We start from the raw sequence: 17,165 nt of genomic DNA, 5'->3' as shown, positions 1-17,165 counted from the left end.
AATTACCTCGCAGCATTAAGTAAAGTGTCAAAGATAGAGCGGGCGGTTGAAAGCACTTGTGCAGACGCCGCATAAGATTGTTGAAACCGCAATAAGTTGGCAGCTTCTTCATCAAGGTTAACTCCCGAGAGTGATTCATACCAGGCTTCAGATTGTTGAGCTAATGCTTCAAAAGCAGCGCCATTGGTCTTCGCTTGATTGGTAACAACACCAATATCAGTAACTAACCCGGCATAGGCTTGATTAAATGTTTTATGATTATCAGCCGATGCGGTTGTGGTAACATTTTGCCGCACTAGCTCGCCACTTTGTAGCCCAGCCAACATTAAGCCATTGCGGTTATCATCAAAGCCGCCTTCATTAAATTCTAATGTAAAGCTATCACCTATAGCTGGTGTTCCTTCAATGTTAAAATCAAAACCATAGCTGTCATACGGAGCGCCAGCTTGAGCAAGCATATTCTCAGCAGGGGGAGTTACAGTAAATGTTGTTGTTCCGTTGCCATCTGTAAGTGTGTATTCATTTGCGTTTGCGGTTTTCACTAGAGTAATATCGCCATTCGCTAGAGCCGGTGGCGTCGTGGCTGTAAAGCCACCCGAAGTCACACTAGTAACAGTCCCTGCTGATATATTGCCATTACCTGTATTGTTTATATTATCTGCTGTACGAATTGGAGAAGCCAGCGCTAGCGCTTCTGGTCTATCGGTAGCCAGTGTTAAACTCGATGCAGCCTCAGCATTCAGTTTTACTGCAAATGTATCGCCAACATTACCAGTCCCTGTAACGTTTAATTGTAAACCAAAAGATTCCCCACCGGTGATAGTTGATGAATCAATAACGCCAGCAACTATATTGGCGGTTGAGGGAGAGCCTAATGGTTCACCTTTATTATCTACAGGTTGTATTTCTACCGTTGTGCCACTGGTATAAGTAATAATAAAGTCACTGGCTGGAATTTCACTGCCTTTACCTGGCTCTAAGGTAGCCGTTATACTTGAATTGCCTGTATTGGCTTGATAAGCGTGACCGCCAATCGTTGGAATTGTAAAAATATCACCACCGAGCTCACCATTACCGTCCATTCCTAAACGATTTTGTTGATTAAAAGCATCAGCAATCGCAAGCCCCATTTGGCCAAGTTGGTTTTGTGCTGGCACTAAAATGTCATCACGAAATGCTAATAATCCGCCAATTTTACCTTTAAGCTTAGTCACATCAACATCAAGCGGCACAGCTTTGCCGCCATCTATATCTAAATGTAATTCTTTAAAATTAGGATCTGGATCGCCCGCCATCGAAAATAAATTAAATGCGCCATCTTGCATTACTAATGATTCGCCAGTGCCCATAAACACGAGCTTTTCACCGTTGGGGCCATCAAGTGTCTCGACATCTATTAATTCCGATAACTTACGAATAGCAAGGTCTCGTTCGTTGTACGTGGTGCTTGAGTTTGCCTCGTTACGCGTACCATTTACGGTAGCTATTTGCTTATTCAAGCTGCTAATATTTTGAATTAATGTATTCGCTTCATCAGAAAATATTTCTAACTGATCATTCACGATATTTTTTTGATTAAATACAATGCCTGATAAGCGATCCATTTGATCAATCAAATTTTTTGCATCCGTCATTACGAGCGATCGCGCAACTGATGATGATGGCTGATTTAAGCTTTCCTGCACATTATTGAACAACGAATTCATACTAGTCGATAAACTATTGGATTCTTGAGAAAACAAGCTATCAACTCGGCCAGCCTCTATCACAAATTGATCAAAAAAGGTTTTATTTGAAGTGTCGCGATTGAGCTGCTTTTGAGCAAATTCATTCAATAATCGATATGTTTCACCACGACCAACTTGATTGTCGATCATGGTCATATGCTCTGTACGCTCGCGTACATAACCAACTGTATTTATATTGGCAATGTTTCTACTGGTCGTTTGTAGCAATTCTGAATTAGCGCGAACGCCTGAATTTGCAATGTCTAATAGATTAAACGACATGTTAATTTACTCCTTGGCGAACCAATGATGTCGCCAATGTCTTAAGTTCAGTACGATTAAGTACTTGCTTAATTTTGTCAGCGTAATTGGGGTCTGTGGCATAACCAGCTTTTTGTAACGAATCTAAAAAGGCAGTCGGTTTTGCGGTATTTTGTAGCGCTTCTTGGTAACGTGGGTTTTCTGTCAAAAACTGCACAAAGTCATTCACACTGTCTTTAATAGAATCATATGCACGAAAACTAGCTTGTTTTTTAACTGGCATACCTTGCTCAAATTCGAGTGTCATTTTGTTGGCTTTATCGCCTCGCCAGCTTTTATCTGATTTAATATTGAATAAATTAAAGCTGCTATTACCATCACTTTTATTAATAATATGCTTGCCCCAACCCGTTTCGAGTGCCGCTTGAGCAACCATCACTGCGGGATTCAAACCTATTTTTTCAGCGGCTGTTTTGGCATGTTCCCAAACACTACTGATAAAATCTTCGGCATTTTCAAACTGCAGTTTTTGCACTGTTGATGAACTGCTATTAACAGCCTTCGAGTCAGCCGTATTATCAGCATTTTTGCCAGTTACACGTTGATCACTGGTAAAATCATCAACAGTGCGCAGCACTGAACTGGGGGTAAAGCTTTTTCCGTCAGGTGAGAGTTGTTGCACTATGAGATCGGCTAAACCCAATGAGCCTTTTGAAGATAAATCAACCGATAACTGTTGATCATGCATTTCTTCAAAAAACTTGACACCACTGGAGTTAAAAGGGCTGTCTTCGTCTTCAAACGCTTCGTTTGCTTTACGCATGCTTTTTAAAAGCATTTGCGTAAAAATAGATTCAAATTGTGCCGCTGCTTTTTTTAGCGCTTCTTTTGATGCTTCAGGCGAGGCACCACTTTTTAATGCATCTTGACGTAACGTATTAAGATTGCCTAAATCAAAGAAGTTTTGTTTATCGAGATGATTAGTATCCATCAGCAATTTGACACAGTGATTAATAATAGTATTAATAATGCAATAATTGAGCCAAGGAGAGTTTGCAGATTACTTATAAGGAGTGCGAGTTTGCCAAGATGATAAAAAAAGTTCGTGATACAAATAACATCCCCTTAAAGTTTAATCATAAACTTAAGGGGATATATATAGTTTAAATTACTACAAGTTGACCGCTAATGGCGCCCGCTTCTTTTAATGCTTCTAGTATCGCCATTAAATCACCAGGCGCTGCGCCAACCTCGTTAATTGCGCGTACTAAATCGTCAAGGCTAACACCTGGATTAAATACAAAGGCCCGTGAATCATCTTCGTTAACATCAATAATAGTTTGATTAGTAACGGCCGTTTCTCCTTCACTTAATGCATTAGGCTGCGATACATTTTGTTGTTCTGCGATCGTAACAGTCAGACCTCCATGGGTAATTGCCGCCGCTTGTAACCGCACGTTTTTTCCGATCACTATGGTGCCAGTGCGTGAATTTACAATAATTTTTGCCGAGGTATCGGCAGGTTTAAACTCTAAGTTTTCAAGCGTAGATAAATAAGCAACGCGCTGTGACGCATCCCGCGGAGCAATAACACGAATTGATGCGGCATCAAGTGCATGCGCACTGTCTGGGCCGATAAGTTCATTAATGGTTTGCTCTAAACGTTTAGCGGTAGTGAAATCTGGGCGATTTAAATTAAAAGTTATGTAATCACCTTGCATAAAAGGGCTTTTAATTGCGCGCTCAACTGTTGCACCATTTGGAATACGCCCCACAGTAGGCGTGTTCATTACGACTCTGCTGCCATCTGCTCCTTCTACACCTAATCCACCGACAATTAAGCTACCTTGTGCGATGGCATAAGTATTTCCATCAACCCCTTTCAGAAAGGTTTGTAGTAATGTTCCACCACGCAAGCTGCCCGCACTACCAATTGACGATACAGTAATATCGATTGCTTGCCCTGGTTTTCTAAATGCAGGTAACTCAGCATGGACAGCAACCGCTGCCACATTTTTAATTTTGGGTTTTAAGTTCGCAGCCATAGTTATACCAAAACTATTGAGCATGGCTTTAAAGCTTTGTTCAGTAAAACGACTTTGCTCACCAGTGCCAGGTAAACCTACCACGAGACCATAACCAACCAGCTGGTTTGAGCGAACGCCTTCAACCATTGAGACATCTTTGATACGTTCAGCGCTAGCACTAAAATGCCAAGCTAATAAACATATACACAGCAACGCTTTCAAGCTATTCATATCAACATCCTTTAAAAAGGGAACAGAGCACTAGTGAAGAATCGAGTTAACCACCCAGCTGTTTGAGTCTCTTGCATTTGCCCTTTTCCAGAATACTGGATCCGAGCGTTAGCGATTCGGTTAGAGGTCACCGTATTATCTGCCGTAACATCTTGCGGGCGAACAAGTCCTTCAAGACGAATAAACTCTTCACCGGTGTTTAAAGTCAGCCATTTTTCACCACGGATCACTAAATTACCATTAGGTAATACCCGCATAACGTTCACAGAAATATCACCAAATAAACTATTAGATTGATTTGATTTAGTATCCCCTTTAAATTTTGCACCACTACCAACACCAAACTGAATGCTATCGCCACCAATATTAACCGGTAGTCCGCCTAACCCAATGACAGGGTCTAAGCTGGCATCACTTTGTTTATCCGTTTCAGTTTTCGCTGCTTTTGATGACTGCGTCGATTCTTGCAGCTTAACTGTAATAATATCTCCAGTACGCAAGGCTTTTTTGTCTGAATACAAATCATTTGATAAATGGCTATCAAACAATGAGCCTGTTGGCACAACTTGCTCTGCGGCAGGCTCTGGATACATTGGAGCATAGTATGGATCATCTTGAACCACGCTGTGGTTTTGGGTTGTCATACAGCCACTCAAAATAAATGCACCCGTTAATACTATAGATAAATTACGCATAACCTTGCTCCGAATTAATTAAAGTTGCTGACTGATATAACTCATCATTTCATCAACCGCTGAAATCACTTTTGAATTCATTTCATAGATCCGTTGAGTTTCAATCAGGTTAACTAATTCTTCAGTTACATTTACGTTAGAAGTTTCAAGTGCACCTTGCACAACAGTACCGAGCCCTTCTAAACCAGGGTTCCCTTGCACTGGTGCGCCACTGACTGCCGTTTCGGTATATAAATTTTGGCCTACCGGCTCTAGACCTGATGGATTGATAAAGTCACTGATCGTTAACTGACCTATCACCACATTCTCTGGCTGCCCTGAGATACGTACTGATACCTCACCATCTTGCGATACAGTAATAGACTGCGCATCATCAGGTACATTCATTTCTGGCTGTACGGGAAAACCAGCACCGGCAGTAACAATACGGCCGTCTTCATCTGTGGTAAATTGGCCATTTCGAGAGTAAGCGATATTGCCATCAGGCTGTAGAACTTCAAAAAAACCAGGTCCTGATATCATCCAATCCAATGAATTTTCTGTGGTTAACATATTACCTTGAGAAAAGTTTTTCTGATTAGCAACCACTTTGGTACCAGCACCAAGCATTAACCCAGAAGGCATTTCAGTATCTTGCGATGAACGTCCCCCCGGCTGATTAATATTTTGATAAAGTAAATCTTCAAACACAGCACGGCTTTTCTTATAACCAACGGTACTGGCATTGGCTAAATTATTTGAGATAACCGAAATATCGGTTTGTTGAGCATCAAGCCCTGTTTTACTTATCCACAATGCAGGATTCATATTAATATCCTCTCAATAAAGTTAAACAATACGCAGCAATTGAGTTTGACGTTCGTCAATTTCTTCAGCCGTTTTCATTAACTTAACTTGTAATTCAAATTGGCGTTGATGGTTGATCATATCCACCATCTCGTGTACCGGGTTTACATTTGACATTTCCAAAGTGCCACTCAACACTTTTACATCATTAGAAATGTCACAAAATCCACATATATCATTATCCAGTAATTCAGGCTTTGGCCGAAACAAGCCATCATTGCCTTTTTCAAGCTCTGAATTATTTGCCTTGATCACCTTCAAACGATCAACAACTTCTAAAAAGTTAGCTGGGGCTCCTTGTGGACGAACTTGGATTGAGCCATCGTCACTAAATTCAATTTTCTCCACTGGCACAGGCAAAATAATCGGTCCACCTTCGCCAATAACTTGACGTCCATGACTGGTGATCAAAGCGCCATCAGGGGTGATATTTAACGTACCAACTTTTGTATATGCCTCATTACCTGAAGCATCTTGAACTGTAAGCCATCCTTTATCGCTCATAGCAATATCAAGATCACGTCCAGTCTCAACTATACCGCCAGAAGTCATATTCGAACCTGGGCGCTCCTGCATAGTAAAAACACGGGTTGGCAAGCCTTCGCCAAACGCTTGCATCGAACGCGCTTGTGAAAAGTCAGCTTTAAAGCCAGTGGTATTGGCATTTGCTAAATTATTTGCTTTAAGCGCAAGGCCCCGCAAACTTTGCTTAGCTCCTGACGCTGCAATGTAGACCATCTTGTCCATAACATCGACTCACGTTAAAAATCTATAACGTGATAAATGCAAGATAAGTGCCACAATAAACTGACGTAATAAGTTACAAAAAATAATCAAGCGCAAATAAAAAAGGCTGCTAATAAATAGCAGCCTAGGTGTCGGATTGTAGAAAATATTAAAACGAGATTAGCGGATCTGCAAAATAGCTTGCTGTAACGTTGAATTCACTTCAAGTGCACGCGAGTTAGCTTGGAAGTTACGTTGTGCGCTAATCAAATCAACAAGCTCATTGGTTAAGTTTACATTCGATTGCTCTAATGCTGATGAGCTAATTTTACCAAATGCGCCCGAATTCGCTTCTCCTGCTATCGGCTCACCTGAGGTTAAACTTTTCTTCCATGACGTATTACCTACTTGTTGTAAGCCCTGAGAATTTGAAAAACGGGTTAACGCAACTTGACCTAAATAGTTAGAATCGCCATTACTATAAGAAGCAACAATTTTTCCATCAACACCAATATCAATATTTGCTAACCGTCCTACGGCAGCACCATCTTGGTCTAGTACTTTATTTTCAAAAGCTCCCGCATGTTGTGTCGGTATTTTAGAAGAAGTACCTGCTTCGTCGCGCCAATTGATAGTTACATTATTAGGAAAGCTAGCACCATTGCTTAAAAGCCCTGTTATATTAGCGCTATCTAACACAACAGGGTTAAATGTATTCCCCGTATTTGCAGTACCATCGGTGTTAAGTGGTAAACCGTTGGCGTTAAACTGAAATGTTGAAATTGGGTTATACGGCCCAGTAGAACCTTGCGAACTACCATCAGGGTTGAATGCTTGACCGTCTAACGTGGCGTAGGTTTGCCATTCGTTATCATTACCTGTAACAGCAACATCTGTTTTCACGAAATACAATTGCATAGTATGCGACTCTCCCAACGAATCATAAACATTGGTTGAGGTAGAGTGAGTAAATGACCCTGATTGAGTTGGATCAAATGGTGTAATAGACGGTGCAGCTTTGGTCGAATCCAACCGAAAAGACGAATATACATTTGTGGTCGAGCGCGGAGAGCCTGAAGAGTCCGGAATTTGAATCGCCGTAGATGTGCTCAAACTCACTGATGTTGCATCTCCGCTTGATGGATCAACGGGAAAACCTTGCAAAAAGCTACCTTGCGAGTCAACGATAAAGTTATCTTTATTTAATTTAAACGCCCCAGCACGAGTAAACGTTTGATCTTGTGAACCAAGCTCAGAGCTAAGCGCAAAATAGCCTTCGCCCCCGATGGCTAGATCAAGCGAGTTTTGCGTACCCCGTGTTGAACCCTGATGAAACTGTTGGGATACAGATGTTGTTTGCACACCATCACCATTTTTAGTTTTACCCGAAGTAAAAACTGATGATGCATACACATCAGCAAATTCAGCTCTCGATTCTTTAAAACCAGTGGTATTTACATTAGCAATGTTATTAGCAGTAACATCTAAATCTTTTTGTGCGGCAGCAATGCCTGTTAACGCAATATTGAAGCTCATAAGTGACCTCTAAATTGTTAATATTTAGCCTTAGGCTAGAAATATACTTTTAAATGTTTTATGCAATTTCTGCGACATCAGTCAGCTTAATCGCACCGGCTTTAGTGTTGATAATAATGCCATTCGCACCATTAATACTGACACTTTCAATGTTTTTATATGTAGCCACAGGTAAGCTGGTAAATTCCTCGCCCATGCTGCCCTCAGCTTTTATACTGTATTCTCCTGCAGGAAGTCTCTCACCCGCTTCATTTTTCCCATCCCAGTTAAAGCGTAAACCACCTGCTGGTTGAGTATCTAAATTAATAGTTCTCACAAGCTGCCCAGAAGAATCTGTAATACTGAGCTTTAAATCTTTAACAGGACTTTCAACAGCTATTATGCCTGAGGCTTCACCGCTGCTGTTAAGATCTAATGTATCAGCCCCTACTAAAGCCTTCTTGCCAACTAGGGTTGATGCCTGCAGTGCAGAATTGGAGGTCATTGAAGCCGCCAAAGACTCAAATTTTGAATTTAAATTTGAAATACCTTCTGCCATGGTAAAGCTCGTCATTTGTGCAATCATTTGATCGTTATCAGCAGGTTTGCTGGGATCTTGAAACGACAGTTGTTGCGTTAATAATGAAAAGAAATCCTCTTGTGTTAAGGCATCACTTTTCTTTTCATTTGTAACTTGTTTATCCTGCCCACGAAGCGAATCTATATAGCTTGACGATGCAGTATTTATGTCGTTACTCATAATCTAACCCTCAATTACCGCTGCCCAAGCAACAGTGTTTTACTTAACATTTGCTTCGCTGCATCAGCAACTTGCACATTGGTTTGATAAGAGCGTGAGGCAGAAATCATATTAGCCATTTCTTCAACGACATTAACGTTAGGTTTATAGATATAACCGTTTTCATCCGCGCTGGGGTGATTTGGATTATATTCAATTTGTAGAGGTTTATTACTCTCTACAATGCCTAGTACTTTAACGCCAACAGACGACCCCTGCGTATTACTATTTGATTCTGATGCTTTCATCAGCTCAGCTGCAAAAACAGGGTGACGCGCTCGATAAGTTTTGTCTTGGCTTGAGCTAATGCTATTAGCATTTGAAATATTACTTGCGGTTGTGTTCAAACGCACATTTTGCGCACTCATGCCACTACCTGAAATATCAAAAACGTTATATAAACTCATGCTTAGGCTCCTTGACTACCGAGGGCTTTTTTAAGGCCTTTAATTTTACTACTCATAAATTGCAGGCTTGCCTGATACTCTAATGAGTTCTTTGTATACAAGTTTCGTTCCACTTGTATATCAACCGAGTTTCCATCACCTGTATCTGCTTGATTTGGCGAGCGAAACATTTCACTATTACCAACATAACGACTGCCACCGGCAATGTGGTTTGGGTTAGTTGTTACCATGTTATTGCCGCCTTGTTGGTGGCTTTTTGCCGCTTTCAATGCTGAGGCAAAGTCGATGTCTTTCGCTTTATAGCCCGGCGTATCAGCATTAGCGATATTGGTTGCTAATAATTCAGCACGTTGCGAACGGATCAACATTGCATGAGGGTGAACCCCAAATGCTTTATCAAAACTGATAGCCATAACCATCTCCAAAAAATTGACTTAAAGTGATTAATGCAAAAGGTGAGCCAACTAGATTAGTGTTTTATGATGTGTTTAATTTATTGATTAAAAAAGAAAACGATGTGGAAACACATCGTTTATAGGGGACAGAGTCAAATTTTCAATAAAATTTGAAAAACATTAGTATTAGCAAGCTATCTATAAGAGTGAACTATTTCTTTTGATAAATAATACCTGGATTACAGCGTACCATCTCAAATTCGTCACTTAATCCTGACATAGACTCTGATGCGCCTAAAAATAAATACCCTTTAGGGTTAAGTGCTTGAGCAAACTGAGCAATAATTTTAGCTTTCACCTCTGGAGCAAAATAAATCAGCACGTTACGGCAAAAAATAATATCAAATTTTCCCATTAGCGCGTATGAATCTAATAAGTTAAGGTGTCGAAAACTCACTAATTTTTTTATTGAGTCGTTTACTTGCGCCATCCCATTGCCGCTATCTTTAAAGAACTTTTTCCTGCGATCTACCGACAGCCCTCGAGCTAGAGCAAGGGAATCATATTCTGCATGTTTACACATATCCAACATAGTATTAGAAATATCAGTGCCGATGATCTGCGCGCCCATTTTTAATACACCTGGCTGTTTAGCTTGAAACTCAGCGACCGACATGGCAATAGAATATGGCTCTTGTCCTGAAGAACTTGCCGCTGACCAAATTTTCAACGGCCGACGTAACTCTTTATGTTCCAAAAATAACTTACTTTGCAATAGTTCAAACGGGTATTGATCCCGAAACCATAAAGTTTCATTTGTCGTCATAGCATCAACGACTGCGGCACGTAACTGCCGCTCATGCGGACTCAGTGTTTTACTAACCAATTGTGACAATGATGCAACATTAAAACGAACCATTAATGGAGCAAGCCTACTTTTAACTAAATAAAGCTTATTATCTCCCAGAACAATGCCACATTGTTGCTCTAAAAAAGAGCGAAACTGATCGTACTCGCTTTGCTGTAAATGCTTATTTTCCAAAGTAACACCGCCTTTTAAAATTAGTCACAATGAACCCATTTTTTCACTGCTGTAGCTAATTCATCCGGATTGAACTTAGCTATAAAATCATCAGCCCCCACTTTTTCAATCATCGCTTGATTGAATACACCACTGAGCGATGTGTGTAAAATAACATGTAAGGGGGCTAACTTTGGATCTGCTTTTATTTCAGCCGTGAGGGTATAACCATCCATTTCTGGCATTTCAACATCAGAGATCAACAACCCTACTCGCTCAGTAATATCATGCTTACAGTCAAGCTCAGCAATTTCACGAAGGCGTATTAATGCTTCTTTCCCATTTTTAGCCAGCTCTGTTTGCACGCCTAGCGGCTCTAAAGCACGTTTAACTTGATTACGAGCAACGGCAGAGTCATCGGCAATAAACACGATGCGCTCGCCTAAGTCTTTTTGAATTTCACCATCATTGGCTATTGATTCACTGACTTCGGTATTAACCGGGCAAATTTCATTTAAGATCTTTTCTACGTCGAGAATTTCGATTAGCTCATTTTCAATTTCTGTCACTGCTGTTAAATACGAATATCTGCCAGCCCCAGACGGTGGCGGCATTATTTTTTCCCAATTCATATTAACAATTCGTTCAACGCCGCCAACCAAAAAACCTTGTACGGAGCGGTTATATTCAGCAATAATGATAAAACTATCTTTAATATTTTCGATCGCAGGGCCACCTACAGCCATTGATAAATCAATAACAGAAATAGTTTGCCCACGTATATGTGCAACACCTCTTATATAGGCATTCGACTTTGGCATATTTGTCAAAGGAGGGCATTGTAGTACTTCTCTCACTTTAAATACATTGATGCCAAAGCGCTGCCGCCCTCTTAGCTTGAACAATAATAATTCAAGACGGTTTTGACCAACCAATTGAGTACGTTGGTTAACTGAGTCTAAAATGCCTGCCATTTCAATCTCCTGAAGAAAGCGAATAAGAACGGAACAATAATTGCTTTCTTTCTGTAAAGCTACATAACTACACGGGAGCGTCTGTTTATTGACGCTAAATATTTATACCCTGTTTTCAACCATAAGCATAGTCGAAACATTATGAGTTTGTTAAAAAAAAGCCGAAGATACAGTGTTTTTTATTTTCTTACTAGCTTATGCCTAGTAACTCCTCTGTATGGACAAACATATAGCAAAGAACAATTGCAAGAACTTGCTGTATCCCATGTCTATGATCAATTAGACCCTAATACTGCTGATAATAAAGAACTCAACGCCTTAACATTAGATAGTCGGATCCCAGATCGTGGCTGCAACACCGAGCTTGTATTTAATATTCCTACCGAGCCGCCGTTTAATCGCCAAATAACCGTACAAATAAAATGTGATGACATCAATGGCTGGAGTCAATATGTTCATGTACGTATGATTGAACTATCCCCTGTGATCGTTGCGAGTGAAAATCTAAGCCGAGGCGAAGTTATCGAACCTCATCATTTACGTTTGATTATGAAACCAAAGCATTTCGTAAGAGCGCAGTACTTACAAGATGAAGAGCTGCTAATTGGTAGCCGCAGCAAACGTAATATTCGCAGTGGTTACCCTGTTGCTTTAAATCAAATCTGTATGGTCTGCAAAGGGGATAATGTCACTATTTTTGCAATAATTCGAGGATTGAAAATAAAAACTTCCGGTTTCGCCCTAGAAGATGGTACTTTAGGAGAGCAAGTAAAGGTTAAAAATGCAAAGTCAGGGAAAGTTTTAAATGCCCGTGTTGATGGTGTTGAGTCTGTACAGGTAATTATTTAAATTTTCGTATTTGTGCTAAAGTTTCTAACATGGTTGCCGATAACAAGGCATATGTTAGATAATGTATAGGTTAAAATCATGGTAAGCCAAGTAAATAAAGGTCAGCAACAGGCTAATGTGTTGGCCAATGCTAAACAGCAAAAAGTTGATTTACAAAACAATAATGCTAATACTGCGCAAGCAACTACGCCAAAGGCAGCTGCAGATTCAGTAAGCTTAACGCCACAAGCGCAACAATTAAAATCTTTGCAAGATAAAGCACAGCAATCTTCTGGTTTTGATAGCAATAAGGTAGCTGAGCTAAAAAAAGCAATTACTGAAGGTAAATATCAAATCGATGCTGAAAAGCTAGCTAAGAACATTGCTGCATTTGAGTTTGATGTGTATGGCTGATCACACCAATTTGATCAGTTCTAAACTTGTTATGCAGCTAAATTGCTTAACATCCCTTGCTGATATCTTAGAAGATGAGTTAACCGCTATAGCCTCTCGTCGTGGTGAGGGCTTAAAAGATATAGCCAAACAAAAACTTGCCTTTTTGAGTCAAATTCAAACGTTAGATAAAGAGCTAAAAGCCTTATTTTTAGATAATGACGTTACCTCTGACGAAGTAACAAGTTTAACGAGTGATGTGCATAAGTTACTAGAGTCATGTAAAAAGAAGAATGATGTTAATGCTCATGCAGCCCACCATGCACAATTAACTGTAAAACAACTAAAAGACATTTTAATTGGCGTGCCAACTTCTACAACATATGACCAAGGCGGGAGTGTTGTTCACGGTAACAGTAAAATTGTCCATAACTTAAAAGCATAACCCCTCCTTTGAGTTTCATCTCTGCCCACTTCTGATTAATTGCTTTCCGCTTGATCTGTAGTTACTTTTCAAATAGATTTTCTGTTACTCGTTTTATTCTATAACAGAATCGACTTCGTTTGCCAATTACCTACTACAGCTATGCGCGTAAGCTTAAATATTGGTTAATTAGTTTAAAAAACATTAAATAAAGCATAATACTGAAGTATTCACTGTGAGATATTTTAGCGTGTATTTTGTTAGTTACTCACATAAATAACAACGAATTTATTAGATCAAGCGTTTTAGTAATAAGTTACTTTTTTAACTTCGCGTGGTTTAATTTCACCTATGTATAAGTCATGCACCCGCTTCATATCCAGTTGCAATTCTGTGGCATAGGTATCACCTACAGCATAGGTTTTAATCACTTGTGCACCTCTAATAACTCCTTGTACTTGCCCTTGCAAGTGATCGTTTTGTGCAATACTGCCTTGCACTGTGGTGCCTGCGGTAATTTTTTGTCCATATACTTGCTCAGCAAGCTCACGATACGCTTCTAATTTTGATGCTTTAATCGCCATTAATGAGCGTTGTGATTGATTATCACCTGGCTGCGCACTAATTGGCGCATAACCGACCGCTTTTAAAACCGGGTAGTTATCTGGCTCTATATACTTATATTCAACATGTTTATCAAAAATACTGCTACAGCCAGCTAAACCTAAGCTTGCTAATATACAAATTGAAATCACAATACGCATAGCTTCTCTCACGCTTTAAAAGTGTCATTAATAACTAAATCAATGCACGATCAATGCCATAATTAACTCCTCTAACGATTTTAAAGCAAGCTTGCAAAATAATTGGTACATTCCTTGCTCTATTACTTCTAATAGAAAATATATGTTCATGGGGTTAGGATAATGAAGCGAATTTTATCAGCGATAGTAATCGCCACCTGTTGGCTGAGTATTAGTCTATTCTCCTCTAATACAGTTGCCCAATGGTATGAGTCAACCGGCCATGCAAGCATTAAAAATAATGATATAAGTGCGGCAAAATCGGCGGCAATAAAGGATGCTATTACCCAAGCTTTAGTGTTCTCAGGGGCACGCGTCAGCTCAATGCAAACCTTAGTAGATGGGGTGTTAACCCAAGATCTACTAAAAATAAAAAGCCATGCCGAAATTCAAAAGATAGAAATGATCAGCGAAGATCGTAAAGCCGATCAACTTGCAATTACTTTGCGCTTGGATATCTTCCCTCAACAAGAACACTGCCCTGCGAACCAATTTACTAAATTTGTTGCGATCACCCAAACACAATTAAATAATCGCGAACAAGCGAAGATGGGTCAAATTTTTGACATTAACAAAGCCACCAGCGAAGCACTCTACAAAACGTTAAATCAATCAGCTATGAATGCTAAACCAACGGCTTATTTTAATTTTCCGATCCGCGTTGGCGAATTTTTTAATCAACAATACGATTACAGTAATGCCCTATTAGAAGAAATATCGAGCCGCAGTAATTCTCAGTATGTATTGTTAAGTCAAATTGTGGATATATCTAATGGCGATAAACTCAATAACAGTTATGCTTTTTGGCAGGACGAAACCTACCAACGTTCATATAAAATAGATTTTGCCTTGTTTGATGGCACTACTTACGAGCGACTATGGCAAAAAAGTTATCGTAGCCAAGCTATCTGGCCATTTAAAAAAACTGCAATTATTGACGTGTTTAGTGATAAATTTTGGAGTTCAGATTACGGTCAAAATATAGCCGACATAAACCAAACCGTTAGTTACGACTTACAAGCCGCTATGGCTTGCCTTGAAACCCAAGGTAAAATACTACATATCGAAAACAATAAGTTAATTATAAATTTAGGCAAAGCTCATGGTATTGAAAAAGGCCAACGTTTGAATATTGCACATCATAACTATTTAACGGATGCGGCGGGAAATAAAATGCCACACCTGATCACCACGCTCAACCAAATACAAGTAGAACAGGTCTATCAACAAAGTGCGGTTGCCGTCAGTATTGACCAACAACCACTGCCTAATATTCAAATAAATGATGTAGTAGACCTGACTAATTTAGAGCCTTAGTTAATTGCTGATGTAAGCTTGGATGCTCAACAAGCCAATTAGCAAGTAATTCAATGCCCGCTAAATGCGGGTAATGTTTACGACAGGCCAACACCACACTTCGCTGTTGAGTTGGAAAAATTGGCAAGTAGCTAATACCTGCGCGCTCTGTGCACGCAAGCTTAGGCACGAAGGTTACCCCATCATCCATAGCCACCAATGCTAATAAGGTTTCTAAGCTATTACCTCGGTACTCATTGGACACATCAACCCCAGCGGCAAAACAAAATTGCTGGGCTTGATCTTTAAAACAATGACCATCGCTGAGCATTAATAAACTGCACTCTTGTAGCTCATCTAACGCTATTTTACTGCGTTTTGCTAAACTATTTTGCGCTGACATAGCGACCAAAAAGTCTTCTTTATATAATTTAACTGTATGATAAAGTTTAAGTTCAGGCACATCTGCTAATATAGCAATATCTAACTCACCGTTATCCAGTGCGCTTAATATAGTCGCGGTTTGCATCTCAACAAAAGCGAATTGGCTATCAGCAAACGCTTCTTTCATCGAGGTGAGTAAGGTGGGTAATAAATACGGTGCAATCGTTGGAATAATGCCTATTCTTACTTTACCTTGTAGTGGCGCACTCGATGTTGCTGCTAGCTCTTTTAATATTTGGGTTTGCTCTAAGATCACTTTGATCTGTGTCAACAAACGTTCACCTTGAGCCGTTAAAGTAACCTGCTTAGTAGAGCGGTCAAATAAGGTTACTCCTAGCTCCTGCTCTAATTTTTTAACTTGGCCACTGAGAGTGGGTTGACTGACAAAACATGCATCGGCGGCTTTACGAAAATGCTTAAAGTGCGCAATCGCTTTTACGTATTCAAGATCTTTTAAATTCACTGCAAACTCACAATTAATCGGTAATACCTATCATACTAATACAAACAAACGATTGGAGCTATTACAACTTTCACGACATAATGGCTATCAACAAATCAAGAGGAACTAAAAAACATGTTAAAGAATATTGAAGGTCAAACAATTCCACAGGTTACATTTGCAACACGTCAAAATGACGAATGGAAATCAGTAACTACCGATGACATTTTTAAAGGTAAAACAGTGGTTGTGTTTTCACTACCCGGTGCATTTACACCAACCTGTTCATCAACTCACTTACCACGCTACAACGAATTAGCTGGTGTACTTAAACAAAACGGCGTTGACGACATTGTGTGTGTATCAGTAAACGATACCTTTGTAATGAATGCATGGGCTGAGCATCAAGAAGCACAAAACATTACCTTATTACCAGACGGTAACGGCGAATTCACTGACGGCATGGGCATGTTAGTTGATAAAAACGATTTAGGTTTTGGCAAACGCAGCTGGAGATACTCTATGCTGGTTAAAGATGGCGTAATTGAAAAAATGTTCATCGAACCAGATTTACCTGGCGACCCGTTTGAAGTATCAGATGCAGACACTATGCTTGATTACATCAACCCTAAACAAGTTAAACCAGAGCCGGTGAGCATTTTCACTAAACCTGGCTGCCCTTTCTGTAAAAAAGCGAAAGCATTATTAACAGAGAAAGGCCTAGTATACGAAGAGATCACTATGGGTGCCGGCGCATCACTGACTAGCCTAAAAGCTATTTCAGGCCGTGAGACCGTACCACAAGTATTTATCGGCGGTAAGCACATTGGTGGCTCTGACGATTTAGAAAAATACTTTGCTTAATTAAGTAATACCTTAAGCAAATAATAAGGGGCAGCAATGCCCCTATC

General features: G+C 39.9%; 19 protein-coding genes. 5 read left to right on the top strand and 14 right to left on the bottom strand.

Going from position 1 to position 17,165, the window contains the following annotated elements; translation table 11 throughout:
* Positions 1-2: 2 nt before the first annotated feature.
* The 12 genes from J7338_RS03000 to J7338_RS02945 form a co-directional block, all read right to left on the bottom strand.
* Entirely contained in the window at positions 3-2,009 is a 2,007-nt protein-coding gene (locus J7338_RS03000; protein WP_210795491.1) for a FlgK family flagellar hook-associated protein, read from the bottom strand.
* 1 nt (position 2,010) lies between these two features.
* Positions 2,011-2,979: a flagellar assembly peptidoglycan hydrolase FlgJ gene (gene flgJ, locus J7338_RS02995; protein WP_210795489.1), complete on the bottom strand. Its 969-nt coding sequence runs from the start codon at positions 2,977-2,979 to the stop codon at positions 2,011-2,013.
* A 172-nt stretch (positions 2,980-3,151) separates the two neighbouring features.
* Complete coding sequence (locus J7338_RS02990) at positions 3,152-4,246, bottom strand: flagellar basal body P-ring protein FlgI (protein ID WP_210795487.1); 1,095 nt, start codon at positions 4,244-4,246, stop codon at positions 3,152-3,154.
* Positions 4,247-4,257: 11 nt separating this feature from the next.
* Positions 4,258-4,941: a flagellar basal body L-ring protein FlgH gene (gene flgH / locus J7338_RS02985; protein ID WP_210795485.1), complete on the bottom strand. Its 684-nt coding sequence runs from the start codon at positions 4,939-4,941 to the stop codon at positions 4,258-4,260.
* An 18-nt stretch (positions 4,942-4,959) separates the two neighbouring features.
* Positions 4,960-5,748, bottom strand: a complete 789-nt coding sequence (flgG, locus tag J7338_RS02980; RefSeq protein ID WP_145239534.1) for a flagellar basal-body rod protein FlgG — start codon at positions 5,746-5,748, stop codon at positions 4,960-4,962.
* Between the two features lie 21 nt (positions 5,749-5,769).
* The gene (locus tag J7338_RS02975; RefSeq protein ID WP_210795483.1) at positions 5,770-6,534 is read right to left on the bottom strand and encodes a flagellar basal body rod protein FlgF; all 765 of its coding nucleotides are present in this window, start codon (positions 6,532-6,534) and stop codon (positions 5,770-5,772) included.
* Between the two features lie 159 nt (positions 6,535-6,693).
* Positions 6,694-8,049: a flagellar hook protein FlgE gene (gene flgE, locus J7338_RS02970; protein ID WP_210795481.1), complete on the bottom strand. Its 1,356-nt coding sequence runs from the start codon at positions 8,047-8,049 to the stop codon at positions 6,694-6,696.
* 58 nt (positions 8,050-8,107) lie between these two features.
* On the bottom strand, positions 8,108-8,788 hold the full coding sequence (locus tag J7338_RS02965) for a flagellar hook assembly protein FlgD (RefSeq protein ID WP_210795479.1): 681 nt from the start codon (positions 8,786-8,788) through the stop codon (positions 8,108-8,110).
* A 14-nt stretch (positions 8,789-8,802) separates the two neighbouring features.
* Positions 8,803-9,234 (bottom strand): flagellar basal body rod protein FlgC, encoded by a 432-nt coding sequence (gene flgC, locus J7338_RS02960; protein WP_210795477.1) that lies wholly within the window; start codon positions 9,232-9,234, stop codon positions 8,803-8,805.
* A 2-nt stretch (positions 9,235-9,236) separates the two neighbouring features.
* Entirely contained in the window at positions 9,237-9,647 is a 411-nt protein-coding gene (flgB, locus tag J7338_RS02955) for a flagellar basal body rod protein FlgB (RefSeq protein ID WP_145239549.1), read from the bottom strand.
* Positions 9,648-9,840: 193 nt separating this feature from the next.
* Positions 9,841-10,671, bottom strand: coding sequence for a CheR family methyltransferase (locus J7338_RS02950; RefSeq protein WP_210795475.1), 831 nt, complete (start codon positions 10,669-10,671; stop codon positions 9,841-9,843).
* Positions 10,672-10,691: 20 nt separating this feature from the next.
* Complete coding sequence (locus J7338_RS02945) at positions 10,692-11,624, bottom strand: chemotaxis protein (protein ID WP_210795473.1); 933 nt, start codon at positions 11,622-11,624, stop codon at positions 10,692-10,694.
* Between the two features lie 141 nt (positions 11,625-11,765).
* On the opposite strand from J7338_RS02945, the gene flgA reads away from it, so the two are divergent.
* The 3 genes from flgA (at position 11,766) to flgN (ending at position 13,290) form a co-directional block, all read left to right on the top strand.
* Positions 11,766-12,473, top strand: coding sequence for a flagellar basal body P-ring formation chaperone FlgA (gene flgA, locus J7338_RS02940; protein ID WP_210795471.1), 708 nt, complete (start codon positions 11,766-11,768; stop codon positions 12,471-12,473).
* A gap of 78 nt (positions 12,474-12,551) precedes the next feature.
* On the top strand, positions 12,552-12,866 hold the full coding sequence (gene flgM, locus J7338_RS02935; RefSeq protein ID WP_210795469.1) for a flagellar biosynthesis anti-sigma factor FlgM: 315 nt from the start codon (positions 12,552-12,554) through the stop codon (positions 12,864-12,866).
* Entirely contained in the window at positions 12,859-13,290 is a 432-nt protein-coding gene (flgN, locus tag J7338_RS02930) for a flagellar protein FlgN (RefSeq protein ID WP_210795467.1), read from the top strand. Before flgM ends, flgN begins: the two co-directional genes overlap by 8 nt.
* A gap of 284 nt (positions 13,291-13,574) precedes the next feature.
* Here flgN and J7338_RS02925 read toward each other — a convergent pair whose 3' ends face one another.
* On the bottom strand, positions 13,575-14,033 hold the full coding sequence (locus J7338_RS02925; protein WP_210795465.1) for an LPP20 family lipoprotein: 459 nt from the start codon (positions 14,031-14,033) through the stop codon (positions 13,575-13,577).
* 162 nt (positions 14,034-14,195) lie between these two features.
* Here J7338_RS02925 and J7338_RS02920 point away from each other — a divergent pair, with 162 nt between their 5' ends.
* Positions 14,196-15,389 carry a flagellar assembly protein FlgT gene (locus J7338_RS02920; RefSeq protein ID WP_210795463.1) on the top strand — a complete coding sequence of 398 codons (1,194 nt, stop codon included), beginning with the start codon at positions 14,196-14,198 and terminating at the stop codon, positions 15,387-15,389.
* On the opposite strand, the gene J7338_RS02915 is transcribed toward J7338_RS02920, so the two are convergent.
* Positions 15,373-16,275 carry a LysR substrate-binding domain-containing protein gene (locus tag J7338_RS02915; RefSeq protein WP_210795461.1) on the bottom strand — a complete coding sequence of 301 codons (903 nt, stop codon included), beginning with the start codon at positions 16,273-16,275 and terminating at the stop codon, positions 15,373-15,375. The genes J7338_RS02920 and J7338_RS02915 overlap by 17 nt on opposite strands.
* Positions 16,276-16,389: 114 nt before the next feature.
* On the opposite strand from J7338_RS02915, the gene J7338_RS02910 reads away from it, so the two are divergent.
* On the top strand, positions 16,390-17,118 hold the full coding sequence (locus tag J7338_RS02910; protein ID WP_149981621.1) for a glutathione peroxidase: 729 nt from the start codon (positions 16,390-16,392) through the stop codon (positions 17,116-17,118).
* Positions 17,119-17,165: the final 47 nt, after the last annotated feature.

Origin of the sequence: Pseudoalteromonas ostreae (genome assembly GCF_018069805.1) — a bacterium.
GTDB classification, from domain to species: domain Bacteria; phylum Pseudomonadota; class Gammaproteobacteria; order Enterobacterales; family Alteromonadaceae; genus Pseudoalteromonas; species Pseudoalteromonas ostreae.
This window is presented reverse-complemented; position numbering and strand designations above follow the sequence as displayed.

Excerpts from the sequence above, each read along its gene's own strand:
- J7338_RS02910 (WP_149981621.1), top strand. The coding sequence starts at position 16,390 with ATGTTAAAGAATATTGAAGGTCAAACAATTCCACAGGTTACATTTGCA.
- J7338_RS02975 (WP_210795483.1), bottom strand. The coding sequence starts at position 6,534 with ATGGACAAGATGGTCTACATTGCAGCGTCAGGAGCTAAGCAAAGTTTG.
- flgE (WP_210795481.1), bottom strand. The coding sequence starts at position 8,049 with ATGAGCTTCAATATTGCGTTAACAGGCATTGCTGCCGCACAAAAAGAT.
- J7338_RS02990 (WP_210795487.1), bottom strand. The coding sequence starts at position 4,246 with ATGAATAGCTTGAAAGCGTTGCTGTGTATATGTTTATTAGCTTGGCAT.
- flgA (WP_210795471.1), top strand. The coding sequence starts at position 11,766 with ATGAGTTTGTTAAAAAAAAGCCGAAGATACAGTGTTTTTTATTTTCTT.
- flgJ (WP_210795489.1), bottom strand. The coding sequence starts at position 2,979 with ATGGATACTAATCATCTCGATAAACAAAACTTCTTTGATTTAGGCAAT.
- J7338_RS02945 (WP_210795473.1), bottom strand. The coding sequence starts at position 11,624 with ATGGCAGGCATTTTAGACTCAGTTAACCAACGTACTCAATTGGTTGGT.
- flgC (WP_210795477.1), bottom strand. The coding sequence starts at position 9,234 with ATGAGTTTATATAACGTTTTTGATATTTCAGGTAGTGGCATGAGTGCG.
- flgN (WP_210795467.1), top strand. The coding sequence starts at position 12,859 with ATGGCTGATCACACCAATTTGATCAGTTCTAAACTTGTTATGCAGCTA.
- flgH (WP_210795485.1), bottom strand. The coding sequence starts at position 4,941 with ATGCGTAATTTATCTATAGTATTAACGGGTGCATTTATTTTGAGTGGC.
- flgB (WP_145239549.1), bottom strand. The coding sequence starts at position 9,647 with ATGGCTATCAGTTTTGATAAAGCATTTGGGGTTCACCCTCATGCAATG.
- J7338_RS02920 (WP_210795463.1), top strand. The coding sequence starts at position 14,196 with ATGAAGCGAATTTTATCAGCGATAGTAATCGCCACCTGTTGGCTGAGT.
- J7338_RS02925 (WP_210795465.1), bottom strand. The coding sequence starts at position 14,033 with ATGCGTATTGTGATTTCAATTTGTATATTAGCAAGCTTAGGTTTAGCT.
- flgG (WP_145239534.1), bottom strand. The coding sequence starts at position 5,748 with ATGAATCCTGCATTGTGGATAAGTAAAACAGGGCTTGATGCTCAACAA.
- flgM (WP_210795469.1), top strand. The coding sequence starts at position 12,552 with ATGGTAAGCCAAGTAAATAAAGGTCAGCAACAGGCTAATGTGTTGGCC.
- J7338_RS03000 (WP_210795491.1), bottom strand. The coding sequence starts at position 2,009 with ATGTCGTTTAATCTATTAGACATTGCAAATTCAGGCGTTCGCGCTAAT.
- J7338_RS02965 (WP_210795479.1), bottom strand. The coding sequence starts at position 8,788 with ATGAGTAACGACATAAATACTGCATCGTCAAGCTATATAGATTCGCTT.